This window comes from Nonomuraea sp. NPDC050451, assembly GCF_044458585.1.
Map to the genome: position 1 here is coordinate 194,086 of NZ_JBITHZ010000005.1, position 20,647 is coordinate 214,732.

Sequence of the window (20,647 nt, forward strand, 5' to 3'; positions counted from 1 at the left end):
GCAAGTTAAGGAGGGGCCGGCGGGATGTCCGACGAGGAACTGATCAGCATCTGGATGCGGCCCGAACGCCTGGAGCGTTCGGGGCCCGGGCGGCGGCCCGGCTACAGCCGCGAGCAGATCACCCAGGCGGCCGTCCGGATCGCCGACGCCGAGGGGGTGGAGGCCGCGACCATGCGCCGGATCGGGGGCGAGCTGGGCACCGGCGCCATGTCGCTCTATCGCTACGTACCGAAACGCGATGATCTGTTCGATCTCATGATCGACCTCGCGATGGGCGAGCTCGACCTCCCCGCCGAGCCGTCCGGCGACTGGCACAGCGACCTCTCCCTGGTCGCCCACGAGACCCGGGCCGCCGGCCTGCGCCATCCCTGGCTGATCCCCCTGCTCAGCGGCCGCCCGACCCTGGGCCCGAACCTGCTGCGCGTGCACGAGTTCGCCCTGGGCGCGCTCGACGGGCTCGGCCTCGACATCGACGAGATGACCGGCTTCGTCAGCATGGTGAACGACTACGTCCACAGCGCGATCCGCCGCGAGATCGGCTGGCTGGAGGAGGCCCGCCGAACCGGCCTGGACCCGGAGCGCTGGAAGCGCGACTACATCGGGCCGTACGTGCGCCAGATCGTCGAGTCGGGCGCCTACCCCCTGTTCAGCCGATCCGTACAGGAATCCAGGACCGCGCACCTTGCCCCGTCCGAGCGCTTCCGGCACGGACTGGATCGTGTGCTCAACGGGATCGGCGCGCAGCTGCCAGCAGGCCGCGCAGGACATAGGGCATGATTCCGCCGTGCCGGTAGTAGTCGGCCTCGCGAGGCGTGTCGAGGCGGAGGCGGGCCCGGAAGGTGACGCTGCCGGCGGTGACGGTCAGGGTGGACGGGAGCCGCGGTCCGTCGAGCGCGGTGAGGCCGGTGACGCCGATGACCTCCCGGCCGGTGAGGCCGAGCTCGTCCGGGCCCTCGCCGGGGAGGAACTGCAGCGGCAGGACGCCCATGCCGACCAGGTTGGAGCGGTGGATGCGTTCGAACGACTTGGCGATGACGGCTCGCACGCCGAGCAGCGCGGGGCCCTTGGCGGCCCAGTCGCGGGAGGAGCCCGCGCCGTAGCCCTCCCCCGCCAGCACCACGACCGGCACGGCGGCCTCCTGGTAGGCGCGGGCGGCCTCGTACACGGTGGTGATCGTGCCGCCGTCCAGGAAGTCGGCGGTGAGGCCGCCCTCGGTGCCGGGGGCGAGCCGGTTGCGCAGGCGGACGTTGGCGAAGGCGCCGCGCATCATGACCTCGTGGTTGCCCCGGCGGGAGGCGTAGGTGTTGAGCTGGTGGCGCGGCACGCCGAGTTCGGTGAGGTAGCGGCCGGCGGGGCTGGACGGGAGGATGGCCCCGGCCGGTGAGATGTGGTCGGTCGTGATGAAGTCGCCCAGCTTGACCAGGACGCGGGCACCGGTGAGGTCGGTGACGGGCGGCGGCTCGGGCGACATGCCGTCGAGGTAGGGGGCGCGGCGCACGTACGTGGAGGCGGGGTCCCAGGGGTAGGTGGCGGAGCTGGAGACCTCCAGGCGCCGCCAGCGTTCGTCGCCGTCGAGGACGTCGACATAGGCGCGGGCGAACATCTCCGGCCTGATCACCCGCTCGATGACCTCGCGCACCTCCTCCGGGTCGGGCCACAGGTCACGCAGGTAGACGGGACGACCGCCGGGGTCGGTGCCGAGAGGTTCGGTCGTGAGATCGAGGTCCATGGTGCCGGCGATCGCGTAGGCGACGACGAGCGGTGGCGAGGCGAGGTAGTTGGAGCGGACCTCGGGCTGGATGCGGCCTTCGAAGTTGCGGTTGCCCGACAGGACCGCGGCCACGTCGAGGTCGTGCTCGGCCACGGCCTTCGACACGTCTTCGACGAGCGGACCGGAGGCGCCGATGCAGGTCATGCAGCCGAACCCGGCCAGGGTGAAGCCGAGCCGCTCCAGGTAGGGGGTCAGGCCCGCTTCGCCGTAGTAGTCCATGACGACGCGCGAGCCGGGTGACAGGGTGGTCTTCACCCATGGTTTGGCGCTCACCCCGCGCTCGGCGGCCTTCTTGGCGAGCAGCCCGGCGGCGACCATGACCGAAGGGTTGGAGGTGTTGGTGCAGGAGGTGATGGCGGCGATGGCGACGGTCCCGTGCGTGATCTCCCGGTCCCCCTCGACGGGAGGCCGCTCCTGCGCGCGGAAGGCGCCCTTCACCCCCTCAAGGGGAATGCGGTCCTGCGGGCGGCGCGGGCCGGCGACGGACGGGACGACGGTGGCCAGGTCGAGGTCAAGATCGGCGGTGTACGCGGGCGGCGCGTCCGGCTCGTGCCACAGGCCCTGCGCCTTGGCGTAGGCCTCGACCAGGTCGGCGTGGTCGCCGTCGCGGCCGGTGAAGCGCAGGTAGCGGATCGTCTCGGCGTCGATGGGGAACAGCGCGGCGGTGGAGCCGAACTCCGGGCTCATGTTGGAGATCGTCACCCGGTCGGTCACCGGCAGCACGGTGACCCCCGGCCCGTGGAACTCGACGATCTTGCCGACCACCCCGTGGTCGCGCAGCAGCTCGGTGAGGGTCAGCACGAGGTCGGTCGCGGTGGCGGCGACCGGCAGCTCGCCGTGCAGGCGCACGCCCACCACGTCGGGCACGAGGATGGACACCGACTGGCCCAGCATGGCCGCCTCGGCCTCGATGCCGCCGATGCCCCAGCCGAGCGTGCCTAGCCCGTTGACCATGGTGGTGTGCGAGTCGGTGCCCAGGCACAGGTCCGGGTACGCCTCATCGCCGCGGGTCATGACCACCCGGGCCAGGTATTCCACGTTGATCTGGTGCATGATCCCCTTGCCCGGCGGCACCACCGTGAAGCCCCGCAGCGACGCCTGGCCCCAGCGCAGGAAGCGGTAGCGCTCGGCGTTGCGCTCGTACTCCCGGTCGGCGTTGCGGGCCAGGGCGTCGGGGCGGCCGAAGACGTCGGCGATGATCGAGTGGTCGACGACCAGCTCCGCGGGTATGGCCGGGTTGACCGAGGCGGGGTCGCCGCCGAGCGCCGCCATGGCGTCCCGCATGGAGGCCAGATCGGCCAGCACGGGCACGCCGTTGGTGTCGTGCAGGAACACCCGGGCGGGATGCAGGTCCACGGCGGCGGTCCGCGCGGCCTGCGGCCGCCATCCGGTCAGGGCCCGCACCTGCTCGGCGGGTGCGGCGTGCCGGAGCAGGTTCTCCAGCATGATGCGCAGGCTGTACGGCAGGCGCGCGGGTGCGTCGGCGGTGTGGATGCGGTAACGGCGAGATCCCACCGTGAGGAAGTCGGTCACGTGGCCTGCCCTTGGAGCGAGACGGGATGGCAGAAGGTGTTGCGGTGCTCGATCACGCACGCCTCGGCCACCTGGCGCCAGGCGGCGTAGTGCGGCGCGGCGCGGGCATTGGCCCGGATGCCGTCGAGGAAGGTCTCCAGGCGGTCGGGCCGCACCTGGAGACGGACGATCACGACGAACATGCGCTCATCCAGGCAGGCCGCGGGATGTCGCACGCCTTGGCGAGCCGGCGCAGGCCCCGCAGGGTTTTGTCCGGCAGGCGCACTCCGGTCATGGCGGCCTCGGCGGCGTTGCGGGCCTCGATCTCGCCCGGATGGAAGATCTCGTCGAAGCCGGGGGCGAGCGGCACGGCCTTGGTGCGGTCGATGAGGTCGTCGAGGCGGCGGGCGTAGTCGGCGGGGTCGGCCACGGCGTCGAGGCGCAGCGCGAGCAGCAGGTGGCCGCAGCCGCTGCGGCGGTCGGGCACGTAGGGGCCGGCCACGTCGGTGGCGTAGGAGCTGCCGGTGAGCACGCCCGACAGCACGTCCATCATGAACGAGATGCCGTACCCCTTGTGCCCGGCCATGGGCAGGATGAGCCCGTCGACGGCCAGGGCGGGGTCGGTGGTGGGGACGCCGTCCGCCGTCTGGGCCCAGCCCTCGGGGATGGGGTGTCCACGTTCCAGGGCGGCGTAGATCTTGCCCCGGGCGACGACGGTGTTGGCGATGTCGAGCACGACCGGGCCGCGCCGGCCGCCGGGCACCGCGATGGACCAGGGGTTGGCGCCCACGCTCTTCTCCCGGCCGCCCCACGGGGCCATGGCGGGGCTGCCGTTGGTGGTCAGCAGGGCGACGCAGCCCTCGTCGGCGATCATGCGGGTGAAGTAGGCGGCGGTGCCGAAATGGTTGCTGTTGCGCACCGCGACCACGCCCACGCCGTGCTCGCCGGCGCGGCGTACGGCGTCGCGGGCCGCGTACGCGGTGACGACTTGGCCGACGCCGTCGCGGCCGTCGAGGACGGCGACGGCGCCGCCGTCGAGCACGGTGGCCACGTCGGTGACCGCGCGCATGGCCCCGGAGCGCAGGCGGTCGGCGTACCACTCCAGGCGCAGCATGCCGTGCGAGGGGTGCCCCCACGCGTCGGCCGTGACCAGGCTGTCGGCCACCAGCCGCGCGTCCGATTCGGGGACGCCGAGCGAGGTCAGGACCTCGATCCCGAAGGAGATCAGCTCGGAGGCAGGGATCACGACAGGCTCCTGATCTGGTCGGGGGTGAGCGGCCGGATGGGACGGTCACGCAACAGCAGCCACAGCCGCGCGGTCTCCTCCAGCTCCTCGACGACGTCCGCGGCGGAGGCGAGGTCGGCGCCGGCGGCGATGGGCCCGTGGTTGGCCAGCAGCAGCGCGTGCGCGGTGCGGGCGGCCCGTTCGGCGATCGGCCCCAGCGCCGGGTCACCGGGCGCGTGGTACGGCAGCATCGGCAGCCGCCCGACGCGCATCACGTAGTAGGCGGTCAGCGGCGGCAGCACGTCGTCCGGGTCGAGGCCGTCGTGGCAGGACACGGCGACGGAGTAGGTGCTGTGCAGGTGGACGACCGCGCCGGCGTCCGGGCGGGCGCGGTAGAAGGCGGCGTGCAGGAAGGCTTCCTTCGACGGGCGCGGCCCGTCCAGGTGCTCGCCCGCCAGGCTGACGAGCGACAGACCATCGGGTGGGACGTCGCCGAGGGAACCGCCGGTGGGGGTGATGAGGAAGGCGTCGCCGGTGCGGGCGCTGAGATTGCCGGTGCGGCCGTGCGTCAGCCGCCGGTGGAACAGGGACGCGCCCAGCTCGGCGATCTGCGAGGAAATGTCGGTCATGGTGCTTCCAGAGCTGTGACGAGCAGGTCGGCGCGACCGAAGTTGCCGGACTTGAGCAGCAGGGCCAGGCTCGGGTGGCCGGTGGTGAGCAGCCAGGGGACGCCCCGGTCGGCTTCGGCGCCCACGACCGCCCCGGTCACGCCGAGCGCGTTGACCACGGCGCCGGAGGTCTCGCCGCCGGCGACGACGATGCGCCTGGCGCCGAGCCGGGCGGCGCGGGCGGCGACGGCCGCCAGTGCGCTCTCCAGCAGCCCGGCCGCGCCGGGTGAGCGCTCCTCGGGAGGGGCGGAGGAGTAGACCATGGCGCGGCCCTGCGCCGCGAGGTTGGCCTCCAGCCAGGCGAGGGCCTCCTCGACCAGCCCGTCCTGCTCGGCGCGCAGGTGGTAGGAAGGCATGTGCCGGCGGGCATGGGCCACCTGCTCCAGCGTGGCGGCCGAGCAGCTGCCCGCGAGCACCACCCCTGGCCCCGTGGGGAGGGCGGGCATGGCCGGGCTGCCCGGTTCGTGCCGGGCGGTCACCAAGGCTCCGGCCAGCCCGGCCGCGCCCGTGATGACGGGCAGGTGCTCGCCGGCGCGGGCGATGACGTCGAGGTCGCGGTCGTCGAGGGCGTCGGTGACCGCGTACCGGACGTCCTGGGCCTGCAGCGTGTCGAGCGCCGCGCGTACCGCGTCGGCTCCGCGCCGGACGGTCTCGTGCGCGACCAGCGCGACGCGGTGCGGGGTCTGCCGTCCCAGGACGCGGACCAGGTCGGGGTCGGTCATCGGCGTGAGCGGGTGGTGGCGCATCGACGACTCCGACAGCAGCCGGTCGCCGACGAACAGGTGCCCCTGGTAGACGGTGCGGCCGTGCTCGGGAGCGGCCGGGCACACCACGGTCAGGCCGGCCCCGCTCGCCTCGGTCAGCGCGTCGGCGACCGGGCCGATGTTGCCCTGGTCGGTGGAGTCGAAGGTGGAGCAGTACTTGAAGTACAGGCGCCGGGCACCTCGCTCGCGAAGCCACCGCTGAACGGCGAGCGACGCGGCGACCGCCTCCCCGGCCGGGATCGAGCGGGTCTTGAGCGCGACGACGACGGCGTCGCTGTCCGGGAGCACCGTCGCGGGCCCGGGGATGCCGAAGATCAGCACCGTGCGCAGGCCGGACCGCCGCAACGCGGCGGCGACGTCGGTGCCGCCGGTGTAGTCGTCGGCCACGCAGCCCAGAAGCAGGCTCATGCCAGCGCCTCGCGCAACGCCCGGGCCGCCGCCAGCGGCGGGCTCAGCACCAGCAGGCCGAACCGGCCGGCCAGCTCGGCGTGCACCGGGCTGATCGAGTACTGCCCGAGCAGGACCAGCTCGACGCCGTCGAGGTGGGGCACGGCGGTCCGCGCGAGCGCGTCGGTCAGGTCCGGCCAGTCGCGGGCGGCGGCCGCGGCCGCGGCTCCCGGCGCCGCGATCGCGCGCACCTCGACGCCGTCCGCCACCTCCTTGAGCCGCCGCGCCGAGTCCGCCGCCGCGGAGCCGAGCGAACCGAGCACGAGCACGGTGCCGGGCCGCCGCCGGGCGACTTCGGCGAACATGGCCTCGTCCGAGCCCGTCACCGGCACCTCGTGCAGCCGCCGGGCGAGCCCGGCGGCCGGGCCGTACATCGAGCAGGACAGCAGCACCGCGTCGGCGCCGCCGCGGACCGCGTAGTCGATGAGGGCGAGCATGCGACGCGTCAGCGCCGGTGTCATGCCGCCGGCCGCGTCGGCCTCGGTGACGAGCCGGTCGTCGAGGAGGTGCCAGGCCCTGGCCTCGGGAAACCCCTCGCCCAGCCCGTCGGCGGCGGGCTGGATGGAGGCCGGGGTGGCGTTGACGACCGCGATCGTCGGGTTCATCGCTTCACACCGGCCGCGACGGCCTCGGCGAACGCCCTGGTGCCCGCCGTGCCGCCCATGTCACGGGTACGGGTGCCGCCCCGGACGGTGTCGGCGACCGCCGCCTCGATCAGGGCGGCGGCCTGGGTCAGGGCGGGGTCCTGGTGGCGGGCGCCGAGCCAGTCGAGCAGCATGGCGCTGGACAGGATCATCGCGATGGGGTTGGCGACGTCCTGGCCGGCGATGTCGGGGGCGGAGCCGTGCGCGGCCTGGGCCATGGCGCGCTCGTGGGAGGCGTTGATGGACGGGGCGATGCCGAGCGACCCGGCGATCTCGCCGGCCAGGTCGGACAGGATGTCGCCGAACATGTTCTCGGTGACGATCACGTCGAAGTCGTTCGCCCGCCGCACCAGGTGCACGGTCATCGCGTCGATGTGGAAGTCGTCCACGGTCACGTCCGGATAGCGTGCGGCGACCTCGCGGCAGACGTCGCGGAACATGCCGGTGGTCAGCTTCAGCACGTTGGCCTTGTGGACGATGGTGAGCTTGCCGCGCCTGCGGGAGGCGAGCTCGAACGCCTCGACGGCGATCCGCTCGACGGCGGGCCGGGTGATGATGCCCATGGCGATGGCCACGTCGGGGGTCGGCATGAACTCGCCGCTGCCCTTGTAGGTGCTGCGGTCGGCGTAGAAGCCCTGGGTGTTCTCCCTGACGATGACCAGGTCGGTGCCGGGGACGACGGCGTCGGCGCCGTCGAAGGACTTGGCCGGGCGGATGTTGGCGAACAGGTCGAAGTGCTTGCGGATGGTGCCGCTGGGGTTGAGCTTGGAGCGGTGCGGCTCGGGGTAGGCGGCGCTGTCGTGCGGGCCGAGCAGCCAGGCGTCCAGCTCGGCGAGGGCGGCGAGCGTCGTTTCCGGTGCGGCGTCGCCGTGGGTGTCGATGGCGGAGGCGCCGAGCGGCAGCTCGACCCACTCGAAGGGGGCGGCGCCGGCGGCGGCGAGCGCGGCGTCCACGACCAGGACGGACGCGGGGACGATCTCGGGGCCGATGCCGTCGCCTTCGAGTACGCCAAGACGGTAGGAAGTCACGAAATTTACGTCCTTACGAGTGCTTCGACGTCCTCGGGCAGGGCGTCGGTGGTCGGGTAGAGCAGGCAGGCGGCGGGCTCGACGACGAGCGTGACCTCGCCGCTCAGCCCCGGGCGGGCGGTCTCGGCCTGGATGACGTGGTCGCCCAGGCGCAGGTCGTACTCGTGGCGGGAGCCGATGTAGGAGCTGGTGAGCACCTCGGCGGTGAGTACGTTCACGCCGTCGGGAGCGCTGCGGCCGGGCGGGAGGATCTCCAGCCGCTCGGGGCGGACGGCCACGGTGACCCGCTGACCCGGCGTGGCCTCCGGAACGGCGATGGTCTGCCCGGTGCAGTCCAGCCGCACCTCCGCCGGGCCGGTCATGGTGCCGGTGAGGAAGTTGCAGCGGCCGACGAACGCGGCCACCTCGGCGGTCGCGGGGGTCTCGTAGATCTCTTTCGGGGTGCCTATCTGCACCATGTCGCCCTTGGACATCACCGCGATGCGGTCGCTCAGGGCCAGGGCCTCCTCCTGGTCGTGGGTGACGTACACGGTGGTGATGCCGAGCTCCTCCTGCAGGCGCTTGAGCCAGGCGCGGGCCTGCTCGCGCAGCTGCGCGTCCAGGTTGGACAGCGGCTCGTCCAGCAGCAGCACGCTGGGCGAGTAGACCAGGGCGCGGGCCAGGGCGACGCGCTGCTGCTGGCCGCCGGACAGCTGGTGCGGGTAGCGGTCCTTCAGCTCGGCCAGTCCCACCTTGCCGAGCGCCTCGGTGATGAGCTCGTCCTGCTTGCGCCGGTCGACCTTGCGGATCTTGAGCGGCATGGCGAGGTTCTGGGCGACCGTCATGTGCGGCCACAGCGCGTACGACTGGAACACCATCCCGAGGTTGCGCCCCTCGGGCGGCACGAACGTGCCGGCGTCGACGAACGTGGCCGGGCCGACCGCGATGCTGCCGGCGGTCGGCCGCTCCAGGCCGGCGATGCACGCCAGGGTGGTGGACTTGCCGCAGCCGCTGGGGCCGAGCAGCGTGAAGAACTCGCCGTCGGCGATGGTGAAGGAGATGTCACGCAGGACGGCGTTGTCACCGAACCGCTTGGACAGGTTGGCGACCTTGACCTCAGGCATCTGTGCCTCCTTTCTGGGGGCGTCCCTTGAGAAGTAGTCCGGCGAGCCCGACGAAGGTCGCCGTGATGGCGATCTGCAGGCTGGCCAGCGCGGCCACGGAGCCGGTGTTGCCCTGTACCCACAGCTCGAGCATGGTCGTGCCGATGATGTTGGAGTCCGCCGAGCCCAGGAACACCGCGGGTGAGTACTCCTTGAGCAGCGTCACGAACGTCAGGATCAGGGCCCCGGCGAAGGCCGGCCGCAGGAGGGCCGCCAGGATGCGGGTGAACGTGCGCACCCAGTCGGCGCCGGAGACCCGGGCGGCGTTGTCGAGCTCCCGGCCGATCTGCATGATCGACGGCGAGATGGAGCCGAACCCGCTGGGCAGCGCGCGCAGCCCGAAACCGATGATCAGCGCCCACAGCGTGCCCTGGATCAGGGTGCCCAGCCCGAACGGGGCGAAGGCCAGCGCCCAGAACAGGCCGATGCCGACGATGATGCCGGGCATCGCCTGCGGGGCGAGCGCCAGATACTCCACCGCGCGGGCGAAGCGGAAGGTCGAGCGCCTGGCCACCATGACCGCCAGCAGCGACAGCGCGCTGACCAGGACCGCGCCGATCGCCGCGACCAGCAGGCTGTTGACGATGGACTGCACGTACACCGGATAGGTGAAGATCCGTTCGTAGTTGTCCCCGGTGAGGGTCTTGAACGGCGACTGCAGCGGCGTGAACACCTGCGTGAAGGAGCGGAAGACCAGCCCGCCGATGGGCACCAGGGCGCCCATCACCACGTAGAAGGCGATGGCGGCCATGCTGATCCACTTCAGCCGGCCGAGATCCAGCGGTCGCGGGCGGGTCGCCTTGCCGCGGACGGAGACGAACCGCTGGGCGTTCTTCAGCAGCTTGGCCTGCAGCGCGACCAGGCTGACGGTGACCAGCAGGATGATCGCCGACGCCGCGCCCAGCACCCCGTAGTCCGGATTGATGGACTGCAGGCCGTTGCGGTAGAGGAAGGTGGAGAAGACGTCGATGCGGACCGGCTGGCCGAACAGCAGCGGCACGCTCAGCGTCTCCACCGACATGCTGACCACCAGGATCGAGCTGTAGACGACGGGCGGGCGCAGCAGCGGCAGGATGACCGAGCGCAGGATGCGCAGCGGCCCGGCCCCGCACACCTGGGCGGCGGCCTCCAGCGAGGCGTCGCTCTGGCGCAGGGCGTTGGCGCAGAAGGTGTAGACGATCGGGGCCAGAGCCACGGCCTCGGTCAGCGCCATGCCGGGGATGGAGTACAGGTTCCACGGCAGGAAGCCGAGCAGGCGGCGTACCTCGACGCTGACGAACCCGGCCGGGCCGTACATGGTGATCCAGCCGAAGCCGAGGATGAGCGAGGAGATGAAGAACGGCCACTGCATGGCGGCGGCGAACACGCGGCCGCCGGGCAGCTTGGTGCGTACCACGACCACGGCCATCGGCACCGCGATGAGCAGGCTGAGCACGGTGGTCAGCCCCGCGAACAGCGCCGTGTTGAGCACGACGCGGCCGAATCCCGCCTCGGTGAACAGCCGCACGTAGTTGCCGGCGCCGAGCACGCCGCCCGCCTCGTACAGGGGACGGTCGAGGAAGGACTGGTACAGCGTCGGGACGACCGGCGCCAGCACCAGGACCGCCAGCAGGAGCAGCACGGCGTACTGCAGCCAGCTCTCCCGGGCCAGCCCCAGCGGCCTGCGGTAGCGCGGCGGAGGATGCGCCGGCGGACGCGGCGGGGAAAGGGTGGTCACTTTCGATCCTTTCGCGGGTCAGCGACCGAGCAGGCCGTTCCACTTGGCGGTGAACGACTTGACCTCGGCGTCGGGGACCTTCGCGTACTTGGCGAGGATGATGTTGGCCTGGCCCACGGCCTTGACCAGTTCCTGGTAGGTGTGCAGGCCGTCGCCGGTCGCGATGCCGTCGCGGTAGGAGGTCAGCCCGCCTTCGGCCACCGCCCGCTGGCCCTCCTGCGACAGCACGAAGTCCACGAACAGCTTGGAGGTCGCCGGATGCGGCGCCTTGGCGGCGATGCCGACACCGCGCGGCAGCACGACCGTGCCGTCGTCGAGGAAGGAGATCGCCAGCAGGCCGCCGCTCTTTTCCACCACCGGGTACGCCGGGGCGGCGCTGACGAAGAAGCCGGCCACGTACTCACCGGACGTGATCTTCTCCAGCTGGGTGCCGGACGACGTCTCCGGCCTGGCCAGCGGCAGCACCGACTGCAGCGAGGTCCAGGAGTCGGGGCGGGCCTCGGCGAAGGCGTGCGAGACGGTGAAGCCGAACGCGCCGCTCACGTCCCGCGTGGTGATCTTGCTCTTGTACTGGGCGGGGTCCTTGCCCAGGATCGCCGCCAGGCTCTTCAGCCCGGTCGGCTTCTCGGGCAGCAGCGAGGTGTTGTACGCGATCGACATGGGGTCGGCCGACATGGCGTACACGTTGGGCAGCAGCTCGCCGAAGTCCGGCAGCTTGCTCTTCTCCGGTGAGGCGTACTCCATCAGGGTCCCCGGCCGGGCGGCGAAGTCGGCCCAGGCCTGGGCGGCGTTCGACACGACCAGGTCGGCGGGCGAGTTGCCGGTGGCCTGCTCGCTGAGCACCCGCTGGAACACCTCGTCGCTGTCCAGGTTGTTGGCCGCGATCTTCGTCACCCAGGGGTACTTCTTCCCGAAGTCCCGGAAGATCGGCGCCCAGTTCTCCTGGTCGGTGTTGGAGTAGATGGTGAGGGTGCCGCCCTCCTTCTTGGACGCCTCGATGAGCTGGGCGTACACGCTCGGGTAGTAGGACGGGGCCTGTCCCGTCGCGATCGAGTTCGGCGGCGGCTGTTTCGCCGCCCCCTCTCCATTACTGCCTCCACCGCCGCAGGCCGTGAGGAGGCCGAGTGCGAGTACGGCGACGCCCAGGGCGCGGAACGTGGGGTGGAAGGTGGTCATGTGCTTCCTCCTAGAACAGGCGCGACCGACCAGCCGTCGCCTGCGATGCCGCACACTCTGCTTCGTTATAACCTATGACGTCAAGCCCTCGTTTCCGGAATGTAACGCGAAGAGCCTCTTAGATGCCTTATAGCGGCTACGGCCTGGCGTACTGGCTCTCTGACAGGGAGTCCGGACTCTTGCCGATAAGGCCGGGCGGCGGTGTACGTTATAACGGTCACCGACGAGACAGGACAGCGATGAGCGAATCAGCGGCCGAGCTCTACACGACGAAGGCGGACTTCGCCTATCTGCGCGTCAAGGAGCTGATCCTGTCCGGGAGGCTGCTCCCCGGCTCCGTCATCGCGCAGGCGCAGCTGGCCCGCGACATCGGCATCAGCACCACTCCCCTGCGCGAGGCGCTGCGCCGGCTCAAGAGCGAGGGGCTGGTCGAGCTGGACGCCCACCGCGACGCGCGCGTGGCTCCCCTGGCCGCCGAGGAGGCCCGCGACCTGCTGGAGCTGCGCCGCTCCCTCGACCCGCTGGCGATCGGGCTGGCGGCCGAACGCCGCACCAAGGCCGACATCGCCGCCATGCGGGCCGCCCACGAGGGCCTCAAGCCGCTGCCCGGCAACCCTGACTACGAGCAGCTGGTCGCCCACCGCAAGTTCCACGCCGCCCTCTACTCCGCCTCCCACAACGATCTGCTCATCCAGACCCTCGACGGCCTGTGGGACAAGGCCGACCGCTACCGCCGCCTGGCTTTGGAGGTGGAGCGCGGCCAGGCGGCCCGCGATCGCAAGGCCGCGGAGCACGAGGCCCTGCTGGAGTACGTGATCGCGGGCGACGCGGAGTCGGCCGCGGCCGTCATGCGCGAGCACATCGACACCAGCCTGGGCGCCCAGGCCGCCTGGCGCCTGCGCAAGCACCACGCCGAGCCCGGTTCAGAAGCTTCGCCCTGATACCCGTACTGCGCTCGAAGGCCGCGCCCGGCTCGTCCGGCTCGCCGACGATCGTCAACCACCGAGATCGCTTCGAGTTCGCCCTCGACGCGCTGCTGAACGGGCTCGCCCCTCGGCACCCCTGACCAAGCCGCGGCTGCCCCTTCGACTCAGACGTCGCCGAACATCCGGTGCTTGTCGCTTTCCGGAGCATCAAGCGCATGAAGTGCGTGGCTCAGGGAGCCTTCCTCATAGCCGAAATGGGCCTTCATCACGGCCTTGATGTCGTTGATCTGCCGGAAAAGCTGCTCCGGCGATGATTCCGGCGGGTCCAGGCCCGTCGCGCAGTTCGGGCTTGAGAGTTTCGGCGCGCTTGCCCGAGCGGATGGCCCTTCGAGCATCCTCCAGGGCCTTCTCCAAGCGGTGATGAACGCTTTGCAACTCGCGGTGCCAGGCGAAAATGCGGTGACGCAGCATGATGAGTTCTTCCTCCCGCAGGTCAGCCGCGTTGATGAGCTTTGCCGTGCTCGAACCGGACACCGCTCCGAGTCTTTCCCTCGGTGATCAGCTCGGGGAGCTGCGATGCCAGCTGTTGATGCCAGGCGATCTCCGCTCGCAACCGCACGACGCGGTGCCGCATCGCGAGTGATTCCGCCAGGGTCAGGTAGCGGGCGATCGACCGCGCATGCGCTTCGTACTCGGTGAGCGTCGCCTCCAGTGACGCGATCCGCGCCTCGATCACAGGGGGCAGGTCATCCAGACGGTCCGGATCGAGCCGGGTGAGGACGAGGTCGAACGGGTCGGGCTTCAGAACGATCTCGCGCAACCCGCGGAGCCGGAGCGACGACAGCGTCTGCCCGCCGGCATCGGTGATCTGCCAGACCTTGCGTTGCGGATATGAGCCGATCTGCTCCGTCCGTACCTCCTCGATCAGCCCTTCGGCGGCGAGGCGCTTGATCGCCCCGTAGAGCCCTCCGATGGTGATGTCGGTCCACAAGTCGAGGTGCTCCTCCTCGGCGAGAAGCCGTAGCTGGTGACCGTGCATCGGGCCGCGCTCGGACAGCGCTCCGAGGATGAAGATACGTATTGATGACACACGACTAGTCTCGCGAGAGTAGTCGCCGTGATCAAGAGCCTGAGGCTGTGCCTTAAGCATCGAGTGCAGGCGGCGGGTGGCGTTCGGGCAGCCAGTCGCAGACGGGGTCGTATTCCAGCCACCGGCTCCGCTCGGCCTCTGCCACGAAGGCGCCCACCAGGGCGTCCAGCAGCGGATGACCGCCGTCGCCGCGCCAGAGCAGCGACCAGGCGTACAGGGGCGTGGGGCTCACCAGCGGCACCGAGCGGATCGCCAGATCAGGCGGAAGGGGCACGTCCGCGGGCAGCAGGCTGAAGCGGCGCGCGTCGGCTGCCAGGTCGGCCAGGAAGTGGTCCAGTCCCAGGTTCGTGCCCTCGGCGCGGTCGCGGATGCCGAAGGACTCCGCGAATCGGTGCAGGAAGTCCAGCCGGTGCAGCGCCCCAGGAGTCCACAGCACGCTGTCGCGCAACTGCGACGGCCGGATCGCCGGCGTGTCCGCCAGCGGGTGGTCCACGCTGAAGATCACGTCCACCGGCTCCAGCCGTACCAGGCGATGCGTCAGCCCGGCGGGCAGCGGCGCGTGGACGCGGCCGAAGGCGGCATCGATGTCGCCGTGCAGCAGCGCGGCGATCACCGAGGGCAGGTCGCGGCCGTGGCCCAGCTCCAGCCGGGGCTCGCCGGTCGTCACCTGCGCCAGCGTGCGCATGGGCGCGTACAGGTGACCCCACACATCGATCCGCAGCGGACGGTGCGCGTCCAGCACCGTCGCCACGGCCAGGTCCGCGGCGGCCAGCGCCTGCCGGGCGGGCTCCAGGAAACGCCGCCCCGCCTCGGTGAGCCGCACCCCCTGGCCGCCGCGGTCGAGCAGGCGCAGGCCGAGCCTCGACTCCAGGCGGGCGATCCGCTTGGAGAGCGCCTGCTGGGAGATGGACAGCTCCTCGGCCGCATGGCCGAAGTGCAGCTCTTCGGCCGCCAGCACGAACGCGCGCACCTGCGCCAGATCGAGGTCCACGCCTGTCACCTTAGGCGACAACCGGTGGTTGTCGGCCTGTCGCGCCCGTTGTTGGATCACGCGACCCGGATGCCAGTTTCATTGCCGCATGCGTAGATTGATCCCCACTGGGGAGGCGACGCGGCCGGTGGAGTTCGCCCAGGACGCCCAGCCCGTGCCCGCCCCGGACGAAGTGCTGGTCAAGGTCGAGGCGTTCGCGCCGAACCGCGGGGAGACGTTCCTGCTGGAAGCGCCGAAACCCGGCCTGACACCGGGGAAGGACGTCGCCGGCCTCGTCGTGCAGGCCGCCGCCGACAGCTCGGGGCCGCCGGCCGGCACCCGAATCGTGGGCCACCCGCCGATGGGCGGCTGGGCCGAGTACGCGACCGTGCCCACCCACTCGATCGCCGTCCTGCCCGACGAGATCACGACGGTCCAGGCGGCCGCCCTGCCGCTGGCCGGGATCACCGCGCTCCGGCTGCTCCGCGCGGCCGGCGCCGTGGCCGGCAGGCGGCTGCTGCTGACCGGCGCCTCCGGCGGGGTGGGGCACTACCTGACCGAGCTCGCCGCGGCGGCCGGGGCGGAGGTGACCGCGGTGACCGCGACGGCGGAGCGCGGCGCGCGCCTGCGCGAGCTGGGCGCCGCGGTGATCGTGCACGACGTGGGCGCGGCGGACGGGCCGTTCGACGTGGTGCTGGAGTCAACGGGTGGCGACGCTCTGGCGGCCGCGCTGGCCAGGCTGGTGCCGGGTGGCACGCTGGTCTGGTTCGGCCAGGCCGGGCGTACGCCGGCGACGGTTGACTTCTTCGACCTGCTCGCCGGGCCTGAGAACGCCGTGATCCGGCACTTCCACTACGCGGGCGCACCGTACGGTCCCGACCTGGCCACCTTGGTACGCCTGGTGGCCGGTGGCCGGCTGCACCCGGAGATCGGCCGTGCCGCTGACTGGAGCCGGACCGCCGAGGTCCTCATCGACCTGCGGGAACGCCGCATCCGCGGCAAGGCCGTACTGACGATCGGAGCATCACGATGAGCGCCGCGGACTTCGCCGCCGCCAACCTGTCGCGCGCGACCGGAGCCGGGCTGGACCCGCACGAGTACCTGCGCGTCACGGGCGAGCTGCCCGACCTGGATCGATGGGGCGAGGCCTTCATGCGCGCCGCGCGCGGCCACCTGGCGCGCGCCGGGCGGGCGGCCACCGCGATCTCGGCAGGCGAGCACTTCCGGGTGGCGGCGCGCTGGTTCCACTTCGCCACGCTGGGGCCGAACCCTGAGCGGGCGCTCGCGGCCGCCGAGGCGGACACCGCCATGGGTCGCGCGCTGGACCTGCTGGAGCCGGTGGCGCGCCGGGTCGAGGGACCGGACTTCGCCGGCTGGCTGCGCGGCCCGGCCGACGCCGCGGCCACGACGGTGGTGGTCCCGGGCCTGGACTCGAGCAAGGAGGAGTTCCACAACGTGATCGACGCCCTGCTACGGCGCGGCATGGCCGTGTTCGCCATGGACGGGCCGGGACAGGGCATGCTCGCGGCCACCACCACCGTGCGCGCCGACTACCACCGCGTCCTCGGCCAGGTCATCGACGCGCTCGGCGCCGAGCACGTGGGACTCGTCGGGCTCAGCCTCGGCGGCTACTACGTCGTGGAAAGCGCCGCCCGCGAACCCCGCGTCGCGGCCGCCGTCACCGTCAGCGGTCCCTTCCGTCTGCACTGGGACGGCCTGCCGCCCCTCGTACGGGACCTGCTCGTCCAACGCGCCGGTGGAGAGGAAGCGGCCCGCCGCTTCGCCGGCCAGGTGGACCTGTCCGCCCTCGCCCGGCGGATCGCCTGCCCGCTGCTGGTGGTGGACGGCGGCCAGGACGTCATCCCCGGCGTGACCAACGGCGAGCCGCTGGCCCGCCTGGCACGGCACGGGCAGTACCTGCACGTCCCGCACGGCGATCACCTGCTCGGCAACGCCCGCCCCGACTGGCTGGCGGCGGCCGCCGACTGGATCTCCGCGGCGCTCAGGGAGCGGGTGGAGTGTGGGGCTCGGGCCGGGGATGTGCCTGCCGCTGTGGCGCCGTCCAGCTGGTGAGGAGCTGGAGGGCCTGGGCGGTCGGGGAGCCCGGTTCGACGTTGTAGACGCACAGGGTCTGGTCGACGTCGCCGGGTGCCTGGAAGGACTCGTAGGCGAAGTGGAGCTCGCCGACGAGCGGGTGGTGGTAGGTCTTGGCGCCGTGGGTGCGGCGCAGCACGCGGTGGTCGTTCCACCAGGTGGAGAACTCGGGTGACTTCAGGGTGAGCTCGCCGACGAGGTCGGCGAGCTGGCGGTCGTGGGGGTAGCGGCCGGCCTCCAGGCGGAGGACGGCGACGGTCTCGGCGGCGATCCGCTCCCAGTCTCCGACTCGTTCGCGGGCCTGCGGGTCCAGCAGGTAGTAGCGGGCCAGGTTGCGCCGGGGCGCGGGCAGGGCGTCGAAGTCGGTCAGCACCTCGCGGGCGAGGCGGTTGGAGGCCAGGACGTCGGTGCGGCGGCCGAGGATGAAGGCGGGCACGTGGTCGAGGGTGTGCAGCATCAGGTGCAGGCCGGGCCTGACCCGCTGCGGGCTGACCGGGGCCCGGCGCCCGGCGGCGGGGCGGATCAGCAGGTTGGTGAGGTGCTCGCGTTCGGACGGGTTGAGCTGCAGGGCCTGGGCGAGGGCCTCGACGACCTCGGGCGATGGGGAGCCGCCGCGGCCCTGCTCGAGCCGGGTGTAGTACTCGGTGCTGACCCCGGCCAGGCGGGCCACCTCGTCGCGGCGCAGCCCGGGCACCCGGCGGGTGCGCCCGTCGGCGGGCAGCCCGGCCCCCTCAGGGGTGATCCCGGCGCGCCGTGAGCGCAGGAAGTCGGCGATCTCGCTGCTTCGGTCCATGTCTCCAGTGTGGCCAAGCCTGGCACGGCCATCCGTCGCCAGGGTGGCCCTGACAGTACCAGTTACGCGGAGACCTGCCTGGTGAGGGCTCATTTTGACGGCCTACGGGGGCCTGGCGGGTGGTGTTCTGGTTGGGGAGCTTGCGGCGATACGAGCCGCGGCCACCTGTAATTCACCCACCTTGGAAGGTACGCAACATGACCACGCAGACTTCTGCCCGTCCCCTCACCGGCCGCGTGGCGGTCGTCACCGGCGCCTCCAGCGGCATCGGCGAGTCGGCGGCCGAGCACCTGGCCGAGCTGGGCGCCCGCGTCGTCGTCCTGGCGAGGCGCGCTGACCGGCTGGACGGCCTGGTCGCCCGGATCGAGAAGAACGGGGGCCGGGCGCTGGCCCTGGCCGTCGACGTCACCGACGCGGCGGCGGTGCGGGCGGCCGCCGACCGGGTGGCGGCCGAGCTGGGCGGCGCCGACCTGCTGTTCAACAACGCGGGCGTCATGCTGCCCGCCCCGATCGAGGAGCTGGCCACCGACCAGTGGCAGCGCCAGATCGACCTCAACATCACCGGTCTGATGAACGCCATCGCCGCGTTCACTCCCCAGCTGGTGAAGGCCGCCGCCGAGCGCGGAGTGGCCGACCTGATCAACACCTCGTCGATCGGGGCCCAGAACATCTTCCCGAACTTCGCCGTCTACTGCGGGACCAAGGCATACGTCACCCATCTCTCCCGCCACCTGCGGGTCGAGCTGGGCGCGAAGAAGGTACGGGTCTCGGCGATCGAGCCGGGCATCGTCGAGACCGAGCTGCAGAGCCACGTCACCGACGAGGGGGCCCGGGCGTGGCTGGAGGGCGCGAAGGGGACGATGGAGTGGCTCACGCCGCAGGACGTCGCCCAGACCGTCGGGTTCCTCGCGAGCCTGCCGCCGCGCGTGAACCTTCAGCAGGTCACCATCATGCCCACCGGCCAGCCCAGCTGACCGTCCGCCCCCTGCTGCTCCTCAGCGGTCGTGAGCCGCGTTCGATCGCTGAGCGGGCCGCCGGTCGAGCGGAGACCTCTCGGTGATCTGCTCGCGGGGCAGCTGGTAGAGGGCCTGCAGGGCGCGGAGGAAGCCGTGACGGTCGGCCGCGGGCAGGCGTGCGAGCAGGCGTTCCTCGTTGGCCTGGATCTCGGCCCGCACCGACCTGCGCACCTCGCGGCCCTCGGCGGTGATCGTGAGGATCCTCGCGCGGCGGTCGTGCGGGTCCGGGTCGCGGGTGATCAGCCCGGCCGCCTGCAGTTTGTCGAGGGTGCCGATGATGCGGGTCTTGTCGGCGCCGATCGCCTCGGCCAGCGCGGCCTGGGTACGTACGGAACCGTCGTCCAGGGCGCCGAGCACGGTGTAGCCCCACATGGAGACACCGTGCGCCGCCAGCACCGGCAGCTCCGCCGCGATGAGCGACTGCAGGAGAGGATGCAGCATCTCGGCGAGATCACGGCGGGCCGTCACAGGTCCAAGATATCCGGTTGACAGATCATAAGCATATGCAGATCATATGCGAATGCATATGAATGAGCATGTGGTCATGCTCGACGCGCAGGCCGTTCGCGCCAGCGTCGAGCTGGCGGAGCGGGTGCGGCCCGCGGACCTGTCCCGTCCGACGCCCTGCCTCGGATGGACCGTGTACGGCCTGCTCGCGCACATGGCCACGCAGCACTACGGCTTCGCCGCGGCATCCAGGGGAGACGGCGATCTCGCCCGGTGGAAGCTGCGTTCCCTCGGCGAGGATCCCGTGGCGAGCTATCGGGCCTCGGCCGAACATGTCATGGCGGCCTTCGCCGCCGACGGCGTGCTGGAGCGCATGTTCCCGCTGCCCGAGTTCGCGAGCGGGAGCCCCTTCCCCGGGTCGCAGGCGATCAGCTTCCACTTCATCGACTACGTGGTGCACTCCTGGGATCTCGCCAAGGCACTGGGCGTCGAGGTCGACTTCCCGCCGGACCTGCTGGACGTCGCCCTCGCTGTGGCGCAGGCCGTACCCGGCGGTGAAGCACGCCTCGCGCCCGGGGCGGCCTTCGCGCCGGCGCTCCCGCGGCCAGGCGGGTCGCGGCTGGATGAGATCGTGGCAATCCTGGGCCGCTCGCCCAGCTGGCCCAGGTGAACTCTTCGGAATGGAGTACGAAATGAGCAGCAGCGTCAGATTGATCCGCAACCACCAGCTCACGCAGCAGGTGGACTACGCCTATGCCGCGGTCGCCGACGCGCCGGTGCGTTCCATCTGGGTGGCCGGCGCGTGCCCCCTTGATCTCAACGGTGAGACCGTCGCGGTCGGCGACTACGCCGGCCAGGCGCACCAGGTGATGCGCAACCTCGTGACCGCGCTGGAAGGGGCGGGCGCGTCGCTGACCGATGTCGTCAAGACCACGGTCTACGTGGCCTCCTCCCGGCAGAGCGACCTGGTCGCGGCGTGGAAGGTGTACCGGGAGTACATGGGCGAGCACGACGTGCCCAGCACTCTGCTCGGCGTGACCGTGCTCGGCTACAAGGACCAGCTCGTCGAGGTCGAAGCCGTCGCCGTGCTCCCATCAGCGCACAACTGATTCCACCGCTCCCCGGACTTCACGGAGCCCGGCGACTCATCTCCTCGCGGGCGCGGCTTGGGGAGGTTGCCGAATTTCCGGTTTTGCACCATCTATACCCTTGCCGAC

The 20,647-nt window shown here is 71.6% G+C and carries 22 protein-coding genes; 7 read left to right on the forward strand and 15 right to left on the reverse strand.

The features are described 5' to 3' along the window. Positions 1–24 precede the first annotated feature (24 nt). On the forward strand, positions 25–777 hold the full coding sequence (locus ACIBI9_RS19380; RefSeq protein ID WP_397223509.1) for a TetR/AcrR family transcriptional regulator: 753 nt from the start codon (positions 25–27) through the stop codon (positions 775–777). Here the strand turns inward: ACIBI9_RS19380 and acnA are convergent. The 10 genes from acnA to ACIBI9_RS19430 are packed head-to-tail and all read right to left on the reverse strand — an operon-like array spanning position 725 to position 12,094. Then, the gene (acnA, locus tag ACIBI9_RS19385; RefSeq protein WP_397223510.1) at positions 725–3,304 is read right to left on the reverse strand and encodes an aconitate hydratase AcnA; all 2,580 of its coding nucleotides are present in this window, start codon (positions 3,302–3,304) and stop codon (positions 725–727) included. The two genes, ACIBI9_RS19380 and acnA, sit on opposite strands and share 53 nt — an antisense overlap. Beyond that, a complete protein-coding gene (locus ACIBI9_RS19390; RefSeq protein WP_397223511.1) occupies positions 3,301–3,486 on the reverse strand; it encodes a hypothetical protein in 186 nt (61 codons plus the stop codon). Before ACIBI9_RS19390 ends, acnA begins: the two co-directional genes overlap by 4 nt. Beyond that, positions 3,474–4,529 carry an Ldh family oxidoreductase gene (locus ACIBI9_RS19395; protein ID WP_397223512.1) on the reverse strand — a complete coding sequence of 352 codons (1,056 nt, stop codon included), beginning with the start codon at positions 4,527–4,529 and terminating at the stop codon, positions 3,474–3,476. The genes ACIBI9_RS19390 and ACIBI9_RS19395 overlap by 13 nt, the downstream gene beginning before the upstream one ends. Further along, positions 4,526–5,137, reverse strand: coding sequence for a 3-oxo-tetronate 4-phosphate decarboxylase (gene otnC, locus ACIBI9_RS19400; protein ID WP_397223513.1), 612 nt, complete (start codon positions 5,135–5,137; stop codon positions 4,526–4,528). Before otnC ends, ACIBI9_RS19395 begins: the two co-directional genes overlap by 4 nt. Beyond that, entirely contained in the window at positions 5,134–6,348 is a 1,215-nt protein-coding gene (gene otnK / locus ACIBI9_RS19405) for a 3-oxo-tetronate kinase (RefSeq protein WP_397223514.1), read from the reverse strand. Before otnK ends, otnC begins: the two co-directional genes overlap by 4 nt. Next, the gene (locus ACIBI9_RS19410) at positions 6,345–6,992 is read right to left on the reverse strand and encodes an aspartate/glutamate racemase family protein (protein ID WP_397223515.1); all 648 of its coding nucleotides are present in this window, start codon (positions 6,990–6,992) and stop codon (positions 6,345–6,347) included. Before ACIBI9_RS19410 ends, otnK begins: the two co-directional genes overlap by 4 nt. After that, positions 6,989–8,059, reverse strand: a complete 1,071-nt coding sequence (locus ACIBI9_RS19415) for an isocitrate/isopropylmalate dehydrogenase family protein (RefSeq protein WP_397223516.1) — start codon at positions 8,057–8,059, stop codon at positions 6,989–6,991. The genes ACIBI9_RS19410 and ACIBI9_RS19415 overlap by 4 nt, the downstream gene beginning before the upstream one ends. A 5-nt stretch (positions 8,060–8,064) precedes the next feature. Then, on the reverse strand, positions 8,065–9,162 hold the full coding sequence (locus ACIBI9_RS19420) for an ABC transporter ATP-binding protein (RefSeq protein WP_397223517.1): 1,098 nt from the start codon (positions 9,160–9,162) through the stop codon (positions 8,065–8,067). Next, on the reverse strand, positions 9,155–10,918 hold the full coding sequence (locus ACIBI9_RS19425) for an ABC transporter permease (RefSeq protein ID WP_397223518.1): 1,764 nt from the start codon (positions 10,916–10,918) through the stop codon (positions 9,155–9,157). The genes ACIBI9_RS19420 and ACIBI9_RS19425 overlap by 8 nt, the downstream gene beginning before the upstream one ends. Before the next feature lie 18 nt (positions 10,919–10,936). Further along, positions 10,937–12,094, reverse strand: a complete 1,158-nt coding sequence (locus tag ACIBI9_RS19430; RefSeq protein ID WP_397223519.1) for an ABC transporter substrate-binding protein — start codon at positions 12,092–12,094, stop codon at positions 10,937–10,939. 239 nt (positions 12,095–12,333) lie between these two features. Here ACIBI9_RS19430 and ACIBI9_RS19435 point away from each other — a divergent pair, with 239 nt between their 5' ends. Next, positions 12,334–13,035: a GntR family transcriptional regulator gene (locus ACIBI9_RS19435; protein ID WP_397223520.1), complete on the forward strand. Its 702-nt coding sequence runs from the start codon at positions 12,334–12,336 to the stop codon at positions 13,033–13,035. A gap of 149 nt (positions 13,036–13,184) precedes the next feature. On the opposite strand, the gene ACIBI9_RS19440 is transcribed toward ACIBI9_RS19435, so the two are convergent. The 3 genes from ACIBI9_RS19440 to ACIBI9_RS19450 form a co-directional block, all read right to left on the reverse strand. Beyond that, positions 13,185–13,415, reverse strand: a complete 231-nt coding sequence (locus tag ACIBI9_RS19440; protein WP_397223521.1) for a hypothetical protein — start codon at positions 13,413–13,415, stop codon at positions 13,185–13,187. A 98-nt stretch (positions 13,416–13,513) separates the two neighbouring features. Next, positions 13,514–14,170: a PadR family transcriptional regulator gene (locus ACIBI9_RS19445; protein ID WP_397223522.1), complete on the reverse strand. Its 657-nt coding sequence runs from the start codon at positions 14,168–14,170 to the stop codon at positions 13,514–13,516. Beyond that, positions 14,163–15,101 carry a LysR family transcriptional regulator gene (locus ACIBI9_RS19450; RefSeq protein ID WP_397223523.1) on the reverse strand — a complete coding sequence of 313 codons (939 nt, stop codon included), beginning with the start codon at positions 15,099–15,101 and terminating at the stop codon, positions 14,163–14,165. The genes ACIBI9_RS19445 and ACIBI9_RS19450 overlap by 8 nt, the downstream gene beginning before the upstream one ends. Positions 15,102–15,189: 88 nt before the next feature. Here ACIBI9_RS19450 and ACIBI9_RS19455 point away from each other — a divergent pair, with 88 nt between their 5' ends. Beyond that, a complete protein-coding gene (locus ACIBI9_RS19455) occupies positions 15,190–16,113 on the forward strand; it encodes a zinc-binding dehydrogenase (RefSeq protein WP_397223524.1) in 924 nt (307 codons plus the stop codon). Beyond that, positions 16,110–17,153: an alpha/beta hydrolase gene (locus ACIBI9_RS19460; protein WP_397223525.1), complete on the forward strand. Its 1,044-nt coding sequence runs from the start codon at positions 16,110–16,112 to the stop codon at positions 17,151–17,153. Before ACIBI9_RS19455 ends, ACIBI9_RS19460 begins: the two co-directional genes overlap by 4 nt. Here the strand turns inward: ACIBI9_RS19460 and ACIBI9_RS19465 are convergent. Then, a complete protein-coding gene (locus tag ACIBI9_RS19465; RefSeq protein WP_397223526.1) occupies positions 17,083–17,967 on the reverse strand; it encodes a helix-turn-helix transcriptional regulator in 885 nt (294 codons plus the stop codon). The genes ACIBI9_RS19460 and ACIBI9_RS19465 overlap by 71 nt on opposite strands. A 197-nt stretch (positions 17,968–18,164) precedes the next feature. Here ACIBI9_RS19465 and ACIBI9_RS19470 point away from each other — a divergent pair, with 197 nt between their 5' ends. Next, the gene (locus tag ACIBI9_RS19470) at positions 18,165–18,941 is read left to right on the forward strand and encodes an SDR family oxidoreductase (RefSeq protein ID WP_397223527.1); all 777 of its coding nucleotides are present in this window, start codon (positions 18,165–18,167) and stop codon (positions 18,939–18,941) included. Between the two features lie 21 nt (positions 18,942–18,962). Here the strand turns inward: ACIBI9_RS19470 and ACIBI9_RS19475 are convergent, their stop codons facing one another. Continuing rightward, positions 18,963–19,451 (reverse strand): MarR family winged helix-turn-helix transcriptional regulator, encoded by a 489-nt coding sequence (locus ACIBI9_RS19475; protein WP_397223528.1) that lies wholly within the window; start codon positions 19,449–19,451, stop codon positions 18,963–18,965. Between the two features lie 58 nt (positions 19,452–19,509). Between ACIBI9_RS19475 and ACIBI9_RS19480 the strand changes: the two genes are divergently transcribed. After that, entirely contained in the window at positions 19,510–20,100 is a 591-nt protein-coding gene (locus ACIBI9_RS19480; RefSeq protein ID WP_397223529.1) for a TIGR03086 family metal-binding protein, read from the forward strand. A 22-nt stretch (positions 20,101–20,122) separates the two neighbouring features. Beyond that, the gene (locus ACIBI9_RS19485; RefSeq protein WP_397223530.1) at positions 20,123–20,539 is read left to right on the forward strand and encodes a RidA family protein; all 417 of its coding nucleotides are present in this window, start codon (positions 20,123–20,125) and stop codon (positions 20,537–20,539) included. The last annotated feature ends 108 nt before the right edge of the window (positions 20,540–20,647 follow it).

What these genes read in the sequence shown, in the direction of transcription:
- ACIBI9_RS19380 (WP_397223509.1), top strand. Translation starts at nt 25, where the DNA reads ATGTCCGACGAGGAACTGATCAGCATCTGGATGCGGCCCGAACGCCTG.
- ACIBI9_RS19390 (WP_397223511.1), bottom strand. Translation starts at nt 3,486, where the DNA reads ATGTTCGTCGTGATCGTCCGTCTCCAGGTGCGGCCCGACCGCCTGGAG.
- otnC (WP_397223513.1), bottom strand. Translation starts at nt 5,137, where the DNA reads ATGACCGACATTTCCTCGCAGATCGCCGAGCTGGGCGCGTCCCTGTTC.
- otnK (WP_397223514.1), bottom strand. Translation starts at nt 6,348, where the DNA reads ATGAGCCTGCTTCTGGGCTGCGTGGCCGACGACTACACCGGCGGCACC.
- ACIBI9_RS19410 (WP_397223515.1), bottom strand. Translation starts at nt 6,992, where the DNA reads ATGAACCCGACGATCGCGGTCGTCAACGCCACCCCGGCCTCCATCCAG.
- ACIBI9_RS19420 (WP_397223517.1), bottom strand. Translation starts at nt 9,162, where the DNA reads ATGCCTGAGGTCAAGGTCGCCAACCTGTCCAAGCGGTTCGGTGACAAC.
- ACIBI9_RS19430 (WP_397223519.1), bottom strand. Translation starts at nt 12,094, where the DNA reads ATGACCACCTTCCACCCCACGTTCCGCGCCCTGGGCGTCGCCGTACTC.
- ACIBI9_RS19435 (WP_397223520.1), top strand. Translation starts at nt 12,334, where the DNA reads ATGAGCGAATCAGCGGCCGAGCTCTACACGACGAAGGCGGACTTCGCC.
- ACIBI9_RS19440 (WP_397223521.1), bottom strand. Translation starts at nt 13,415, where the DNA reads ATGCTCGAAGGGCCATCCGCTCGGGCAAGCGCGCCGAAACTCTCAAGC.
- ACIBI9_RS19445 (WP_397223522.1), bottom strand. Translation starts at nt 14,170, where the DNA reads ATGCTTAAGGCACAGCCTCAGGCTCTTGATCACGGCGACTACTCTCGC.
- ACIBI9_RS19455 (WP_397223524.1), top strand. Translation starts at nt 15,190, where the DNA reads ATGCGTAGATTGATCCCCACTGGGGAGGCGACGCGGCCGGTGGAGTTC.
- ACIBI9_RS19460 (WP_397223525.1), top strand. Translation starts at nt 16,110, where the DNA reads ATGAGCGCCGCGGACTTCGCCGCCGCCAACCTGTCGCGCGCGACCGGA.
- ACIBI9_RS19465 (WP_397223526.1), bottom strand. Translation starts at nt 17,967, where the DNA reads ATGGACCGAAGCAGCGAGATCGCCGACTTCCTGCGCTCACGGCGCGCC.
- ACIBI9_RS19470 (WP_397223527.1), top strand. Translation starts at nt 18,165, where the DNA reads ATGACCACGCAGACTTCTGCCCGTCCCCTCACCGGCCGCGTGGCGGTC.
- ACIBI9_RS19480 (WP_397223529.1), top strand. Translation starts at nt 19,510, where the DNA reads ATGAATGAGCATGTGGTCATGCTCGACGCGCAGGCCGTTCGCGCCAGC.
- ACIBI9_RS19485 (WP_397223530.1), top strand. Translation starts at nt 20,123, where the DNA reads ATGAGCAGCAGCGTCAGATTGATCCGCAACCACCAGCTCACGCAGCAG.